This window comes from Streptomyces guryensis (genome assembly GCF_021261325.1).
In the GTDB taxonomy this organism is placed as follows: domain Bacteria; phylum Actinomycetota; class Actinomycetes; order Streptomycetales; family Streptomycetaceae; genus Streptomyces; species Streptomyces guryensis.
This window is the reverse complement of the sequence record NZ_JAJSBI010000034.1, coordinates 93,966-100,903: the sequence shown is the minus strand read 5'-3', so window position 1 is coordinate 100,903 and position 6,938 is coordinate 93,966. Positions and strand designations below refer to the sequence as shown.

The window sequence follows — 6,938 nt, the reverse complement described above, 5'->3', positions numbered from 1 at the left end:
CATCGAGATGCACGACGAATGGATCGCTTTCCCCCGCCGCTACCTCCCCGAAGGCAGCATGGACAAGATCTACCCACCTGAAGATCCACCCGACACGGCTACACCACTACAGGGGACATGACCGTCGGCGGACATCCTGCCGCGGTTCGAGAAGGCCGCCATCGCGGCGGCACAGCGCGATGTCGGTGACGAGGACGCCGAGCTGCCGCTGCGAGCCGAGGAGACCACGTCGTGAGTCTGCTTTCTGTCTCCGCTGAGCCTGCGGTCCCGTCGGTGTTCGCCGGCGCCGACATCGCCGCCACCGCCCGTCTGAACTGGCTGGGCGGCTGCCCGCGGCCGCGCTTTGAGGACGACGTGTGGTCGTTCGTCGGCTGGGCCGATGCACCGGTGCAGATGAAGGTGACGGAGAAGCGCGTGCTGTTCGACCGGATCACCCACCGGCCCTGGCGTGTGGTCGCCAAGGAACTCGCCCTGGCCTGGATCGCTACCCAGGACGAGCGCGTCCTCGCCTTGCCGAGGGCCCGCCGGCTCCCGCGCCACCCCCGCACCATCTATGCCCGCGTCTACCACCTCACGTTCTGGCTGAACTGGCTGCACGAGCGCCGGATCACCACGCTCGCCGCGGTCACCCAGGACCACTGCGAGGCGTTCCTGCGCGAGTACGGCGTCGTCCGGGACAAGGAGACCGGCGCTGTCCTGCGGAACAAGGCCGGCGGTTCGCTGCGGACGGTGGTCTCGGCCATGCAGGACATCACCGACTACGGCGAGCTGCTGTCGGCCGACCGGCACCGGCCGGGTTTCCGGCCCTGGGGCGCACGATCGCCCCGCGTCGTGACCGGGGCACCGTCCCGGCCCCAGGTGGTGATCAAGACCGAGCCCTTGGGCGACGAGGTCCTGCGGCCGCTGCTGACGGCGTGCTTGCACCTGATCGACGTACTCGGCCCGCATATCGTGGACTTGCGGACCGAGCTGCGGGCCGAGCGCGAGTCCTGGCGCAACGTCGAGTGGTCGAGGCACCTGCGGGACGGCAACCGGCTTGCCGAGCTGGTCGAGGAATATGTGCGGACGGGGCAGCCGCTGCCTCGGATTGAGGACTTCCAGGTGACCAAGCGCCTCCGCCTGGGGTGGGATCCGAAGGATCCGTTGCTGACTGCCAACTTCCAGCATCTGTTGCGGCCGACGGGACACCGCGACATTCACAAGGCTCTCTTCGCGCAGGCGCGGCCGCTGCTGGAGGAGGCGGTCGCCGCGGTCGGCACCGAGTACCTGTGGTGTCGCGTTCCTGCAGACGCCCCTCGCGCGGACACTGGCGAGTTGATCCCGTGGTCGTTGCCTCTGTCGAACAGATCCTCTGATGCCTTGATCCGGGTCGCCGGTCACGCCTGCACGGTCGCCACCTCCGCGTTAACGGGAATGCGGTCCAGCGAACTGATGGAGCTGACGGTCGGCTGCCGCCGCACGGACGACGCCGACGGCACCGGCCTGGCCCGGCACCGCCTGGTCAGCAAGGTCGTCAAAGGGCGTCTATGGGGCGGTGAGGTCGACGAGTGGGTCGTCATCGAGGAAGTCGTCCGTGTCATCGCTCTGGCCGAGCGGCTCACGGACTCTGAGCCTGGACAGCCGTTGTTCGGCGCGTTCAACGGCTTCGAGTCCAACGGGGCCATGACCTGGCTGCGGCAGTGGGTCGCCTCGCCCGCCGGGCGCCGCATGGGCCTGGAGCCGATCCCCGACGAGCCGGTGCACCCCCGCCGCCTGCGGCGGACGCTATCTGTGGAGATGGCCGCCCGCCCGGGGGGACTGCTGGCCACCAAGGTCCACTTCAAGCACTTGCAGGTGGCCACCAGCGAGGGATACGCCGACCGACCGGGCGGCGCCCAGGCCGTCTTCCACCACGAGTGGAAGAAGGAGGAGGCCAAGGAGAAGCTCAAGCGGACCGTCGAGGCATACCGGCAGTTCGAACAGGGCCAGATGCCCGCCGGGCCGGGAGCCGACGCACTGCTGGCTTCCTTCCGCGCCGTCGAGAAGGAACTGGCCGACCACAAGCCGGGCCCGGCGAAGGTGGTCACCGACCGGCAGATCGAGCTGCTGCTGAAGAAGAAGGCGTCGGTCTTGCACCTCTCCGCGGCGAACTACTGCTGGTTCGAGGACCCGGCGAAGGCGCTGTGTCTCAAGCTCGCCGGCACCAGGTCGGCCGCAGCTCCGCTGACCGGGCTGTGTGACAGCTCCCGCTGCCCGCAGGCCACTCACCACATCATTCACCGTTCCGTCTGGCAGACCACGGCCGACAACGGCGTCGTCTTGCTGGCCAGCCCTCGGATCCCGCCCGCGGAGAAGGCCCGGCTACGGGCCGAGCACGAGCGGTCCATGCGGGTTCTCGAAGAGATCGACACGGCAGCCGGAAAGGCCAGATGACATGGCACTGAGCCACCAGCAGCGCGACCAGATCGAGCGGCGCATCCGCGCGGCCATCGACCGGCTGCTGGCCGGGCAGATCCCGCCTGGCGGCGCCTGCGACGTCAAGACGCTCGCCCGCGAGGCGGGCATCTCCCGCGCGTCTCTCTATCGGACCTGGGGCCATCTCAAGGACGAGTTCGAGAGGCGGCGGTCAGCCGCCTGGGCGGCCGGTCAGCAACCCGACCCGCGTGAGGCCCGCATCACCCGGTTGCGCGACCTCAACCATCGGCTCACCGGGAAACTCGCCCGCACCCACACCGAGTTCAATCAGCTCAAGGAGCGTCACCGTGATCTCCTCTCCGTCTTGGCCGCCAAGGATGACGAGCTCCAGCGGCTCCGCCGCGAGCTGAGCACGTTCAGCAACACCCTGGCGTTCGTCCCGGAACTGCAGCAGGGGGATAACGCCGCTGGCGTCGTCCCCCTACCCCGCCGCTGATGTCACACCAAGGTGGTCAGCAGGGCAGAGCCCCACGGACAGAAGGCGTGATGGGCCTGGCCGACGGAGTATCGGCGCTGCGGGGTCTCGCCAACGGTCGTCAGGCTCCCGACTGCAATGCCTCACGCAGGGCGGCAGCGCGCGCAAGCCGCACGTCCCATGGTGCTTCGCAGAGTTCCGGGTCAGGCATACGGAACCCGTCGTCCTCGAACCGGGGGACGACATGGACATGCACGTGGTGAAGCACTTGCCCCGGGATGTGGTTGTTCTGCGTGACTGTGCTGCCCACAGCCCCATAGGCATCCTTCACCGCAGAGGTCACTCTCGCTGTGACCTCGAAGATCTGATGCAGGAGATCAGTTGGTACGTCATGCAGGCCGGTCAAGTGCGACACCGGCAGGACAAGGGCGTGACCGGGGTTGTTCTGCCGCTGCTTGAGCGCTGGGACGACGAAGACATTTTCCGAGCGGTAGGCGACCAAGTCCTCATCGATCTCGCCTCGCCCGATCCTGCAGAAGACGCAGTCACTCACCGTGGAGACCTCCGAAGTTCACCTCACGCTGGCCTCATCCAGCTAGAACGACGAGTCTGGCAGGCCATCACCCAGGGGGATATCTCGATATCCCAGAGTTCGGGCAGCGCGACCGCCACTCCCAGGGATGCACTCTGGGGCGACGCATTGACGTTCGACAATCGAGACACCACCGAACGACGACCAACATGGTTCAGCAGATGGGACCAGCCCTGACCGAGACACGAAGGAAGGTGGACACGGCCTACGCCGCGTGAACCCAGTGATCTACCAGCGGGTGAACCGCTCGAAGGCATGGCTGAAGTACCAGGTGTCCTGGGCGATCCCGGAGCAGGAGTTGGAGCCGGCGGTGCCCACGCAGCCGCCGTTGTCGCGCTGCAGCGCCCAGAAGGAAAGGGTGTTGATCCCCTTGGCCTCGGCCCACCGCTCGACCTTCACCGCGTCCTGGGTGGTGAAGGTCTCCTGGGGCCCGAAGTCGTCGATGCCGGGCATCTCGGTGACACCGACCATGTGCCACAGCTTCGCCGGGCTCTTCTTCGGGTAGAGCGCGGCGAGTTGGCCGACGAGGCCGGCGGCGGCCGTCTCCGTGTCGGCGGCCATGTCATGGGTGGCGCCGTCCCAGTAGTCGAACGTCATGATGTTGACGACGTCCACGCGCGCGTGGTTGTCGACGGCGTTCTTGAGCAGGGCCACGCCGTTCGGCGCGAGACCGGTGGTCGTCGTGGGCAGGGTGTACGAGAACTGCACGCGCCGCCCGGTGTGTTCGGCCCACCGCTGCACCTCGGCGATGGCCTTGTTGCGGCGGTCGATCCCGGCGGTGTTGTTGATGGAGTCGGCCTCGACGTCCAGGTCGATCCGCGAGATCCCGTACGTCGTCACCAGGCTCTCGTAGACCTTGGCGATGGCGTCGACGCTGGTGCAGCTGTCGGCGAGTTCGGTGCCGGTGGTGTCGGCGCCGTAGCCGCCGAAGGACGGGATGGCGTTGCCGCCGCGAGACTGGATGGCCGCGATGTCGGCGCCGAAGGTCCCCTTCGAGACGGGCTGGGTGGTGTCGCCGTTCCAGTACGCGGTGCACGAACCGGCGGCGTCCGTCTGCAGGAAGGCCATGGTCAGGTACTTGTTGCCGGAGGCGGCGGCGAGTCGGGCCGGGCTCTCCCCGGTCCACGCCTCGAAGTACGGCGCGGCGACATGGGCGGGCATGGGCGCGGCGGGCCGCGAGGGCACGGCATCCGCTCCGAACGCCCCACCTCCCCCGAGCGCGACGAGACCGGCCGACAGGCCGGTCACGGTGATGCAGGACAGCAACGCACGAAGAGCAGGACGCGGTCGTCTCATTGACGCTCCCATGGGGATGGCGGAGAGGAAGAGGGGAGGGGGGCGGGGCGAACAGCGACCATAGTTGGACTAGACCAATTACTTGTCAAGGTTCTTTACAGTTGCATGACGCTGACGGTTGGGTGCGGATGGTGTGGCTGCCGCCGCCCGTACGCCCGACCGCCGGGAGCGTCTGCGGATTGGTGTTCGTAGGGTGCGTGCATGGCGGATGAGAATGAACGGGCGGTCCAAGCGGCCATCAGTGGAGAGTTGCGGCTTCTCGATCCCGAGGTGCGCGCTTCTCCGGCTCGCGTCTCGGAGCTTCTGGATCCGGAGTTCACAGAGATCGGAGCCTCTGGTCGCTGGTGGGACGCGGAGTCGATCCTCGCGGTGACAAGTGCGGGAACGGTGCCTCCGGATGCGCCGGTCAAGGTGAGCAAGATGTCAGGGACTGTCCTGGCTCCGGGGGTCGTGCACCTGACGTACTTTGCCGACAACCAGGGCCGCCGGGCGTGGCGTAGCTCCCTGTGGCGCCTGACGGAGACGGGCTGGCGCATGTACTTCCACCAAGGCACTTTGGCCGGCTGAAGGAGCCTCCGCGAGACGTCCTCGTCATACGAGGGGGCAGGGCAGCGCGGGCGTCGAATGGTTGGGGGAACAGGTCACCACGGCCAAGCGCAGGTATGAGGGGCGTTCGAGGCAGAGGCCGTATGACACGTCTCTGCCGGACGCCAGTAGTGATCTCCCGATCACCCTGCACCGCCTTGGAGAGGGCCTTGGAGTCGAACACGAAGGCGCGCCGTCGTGGCCGGTGCAGCTTCGTTCGGGCCGCCGCTTGACGGGCGAGGCGCCAAAGAGTGGGCGCAGGGCGAGATACACGCGTCGGATGCGGAGATTCCGTATGAAGTTGAAGGGATGACAACTGGATGTCTTGACGTGGTCTCCACGGGCCCGTTGGCTTCTGCTTCACCCGGTGGTCCGCTCCTCCACTGCCCGGAAGGCACCTGCAACTGATGCTTCACACCCCCCGCAGAACCGGCGTGCGTCGTTTCGCCGTCGTCCCCGTTCTCGCCTCCGCCTCGGCACTTCTCCTCTCCTCGTGCGGTGTCATCGACAGCGTCAGTGGGAGCAGCAGTTCCGCGAGTCCGAAGAAGGGCGACGACATCACGGTGGGGCTGATGCTGCCCGACAAGGACACGGCGCGGTTCGAGAAGTTCGACTACCCGCTCTTCAAGGCACGGGTGGCCTCCCTCACGCATGGCAAGGGCAAGGTCCGTTACGCCAACGCCGAGGCGAGCGTGGCCAAGCAGAGCTCGCAGTTCGGGGACATGATCGACGCCAAGGTGGACGTCATCATGGTGGACGCGGTGGATGCCAAGGCCATCGCGCCGGATGTGCAGAAGGCGAAGGACGCCGGGATTCCGGTCATCGCGTACGACCGGCTCGCCCAGGGGCCCATCGACGCGTATGTCTCCCACGACAACGAGCTCGTCGGCGAGGTGCAGGGGCGCGCCATCGCCGACGCGCTCGGGGAGAAGGCCGCCACCAGCAAGGTCGTCATGATGAACGGCGACCCCGGCGACCCGAACACCGCACTCGTCAAGGAGGGCGCACTCAGCGAGCTGAAGGGCCGCGTCGACATCGTCAAGTCGTACGACACCGACAAGTGGCTGCCGTCGGTCGCGAAGGCGAACACGACGAAGGCCATCCAGTCCGTGGGGCTGAGCAACATAGCCGCCGTCTACTCGGCAAGCGACGGCTTGGCGGGCGGCGTCATCGACGCGCTGAAGTCGGCGGGCGCCACCAAGATGCCGCTGGTGACCGGGCAGGACGCCAACCTGGACGCGGTGCAGCGGATCGTCGCGGGCGAGCAGACGATGACCGTGTACAAGTCGTTCCTGCTGGAGGCGACCAACGCCGCGGACATGGCGGTGGACAAGGTGCAGGGCAAGAACCTCGAGTTCGACGCGCTGACCCAGGACTCGGTCGACAGTCCCACCCAGAAGGCGATCCCGGCGATGCTGGTCCCCGTGGTCGCCCTCACGAAGAACAACATCAAGTCGACGGTGATCAAGGACGGCGTCTACACCGTCAAGGACATCTGCACCGCGAAGTACGCGGCGGACTGTGCGGCCATCGGGCTGAAGTAGTCCAGAAGCAGCGCCATGTCGCCCGGGACGCGGGAGCGTCCCGGGCGCCGGT

Annotated in this window: 6 protein-coding genes; 4 read left to right on the top strand and 2 right to left on the bottom strand. The window is 67.3% G+C overall.

Going from position 1 to position 6,938, the window contains the following annotated elements; all coding sequences use genetic code 11:
• The first annotated feature begins 231 nt into the window (after positions 1-231).
• Together LJ657_RS41985 and LJ657_RS41980 are read left to right on the top strand one after the other, a co-directional pair.
• Complete coding sequence (locus LJ657_RS41985; protein ID WP_232654964.1) at positions 232-2,412, top strand: hypothetical protein; 2,181 nt, start codon at positions 232-234, stop codon at positions 2,410-2,412.
• A gap of 1 nt (position 2,413) precedes the next feature.
• Positions 2,414-2,890 (top strand): hypothetical protein, encoded by a 477-nt coding sequence (locus LJ657_RS41980; RefSeq protein ID WP_232654963.1) that lies wholly within the window; start codon positions 2,414-2,416, stop codon positions 2,888-2,890.
• A 100-nt stretch (positions 2,891-2,990) separates the two neighbouring features.
• Here the strand turns inward: LJ657_RS41980 and LJ657_RS41975 are convergent, their stop codons facing one another.
• Together LJ657_RS41975 and LJ657_RS41970 are read right to left on the bottom strand one after the other, a co-directional pair.
• Complete coding sequence (locus LJ657_RS41975; RefSeq protein WP_232654962.1) at positions 2,991-3,422, bottom strand: HIT family protein; 432 nt, start codon at positions 3,420-3,422, stop codon at positions 2,991-2,993.
• Between the two features lie 267 nt (positions 3,423-3,689).
• Complete coding sequence (locus LJ657_RS41970; protein ID WP_308117130.1) at positions 3,690-4,757, bottom strand: chitinase; 1,068 nt, start codon at positions 4,755-4,757, stop codon at positions 3,690-3,692.
• Positions 4,758-4,958: 201 nt separating this feature from the next.
• Between LJ657_RS41970 and LJ657_RS41965 the strand changes: the two genes are divergently transcribed.
• On the top strand, positions 4,959-5,324 hold the full coding sequence (locus LJ657_RS41965; protein ID WP_232654961.1) for a nuclear transport factor 2 family protein: 366 nt from the start codon (positions 4,959-4,961) through the stop codon (positions 5,322-5,324).
• Between the two features lie 425 nt (positions 5,325-5,749).
• Positions 5,750-6,886, top strand: coding sequence for a sugar ABC transporter substrate-binding protein (locus LJ657_RS41960; protein ID WP_232654960.1), 1,137 nt, complete (start codon positions 5,750-5,752; stop codon positions 6,884-6,886).
• The last annotated feature ends 52 nt before the right edge of the window (positions 6,887-6,938 follow it).

Bases quoted from the DNA above. Each gene is read 5' to 3' on its own strand.
- LJ657_RS41980 (WP_232654963.1), top strand. From the start codon at position 2,414: ATGGCACTGAGCCACCAGCAGCGCGACCAGATCGAGCGGCGCATCCGC.
- LJ657_RS41970 (WP_308117130.1), bottom strand. From the start codon at position 4,757: ATGAGACGACCGCGTCCTGCTCTTCGTGCGTTGCTGTCCTGCATCACC.
- LJ657_RS41965 (WP_232654961.1), top strand. From the start codon at position 4,959: ATGGCGGATGAGAATGAACGGGCGGTCCAAGCGGCCATCAGTGGAGAG.
- LJ657_RS41960 (WP_232654960.1), top strand. From the start codon at position 5,750: ATGCTTCACACCCCCCGCAGAACCGGCGTGCGTCGTTTCGCCGTCGTC.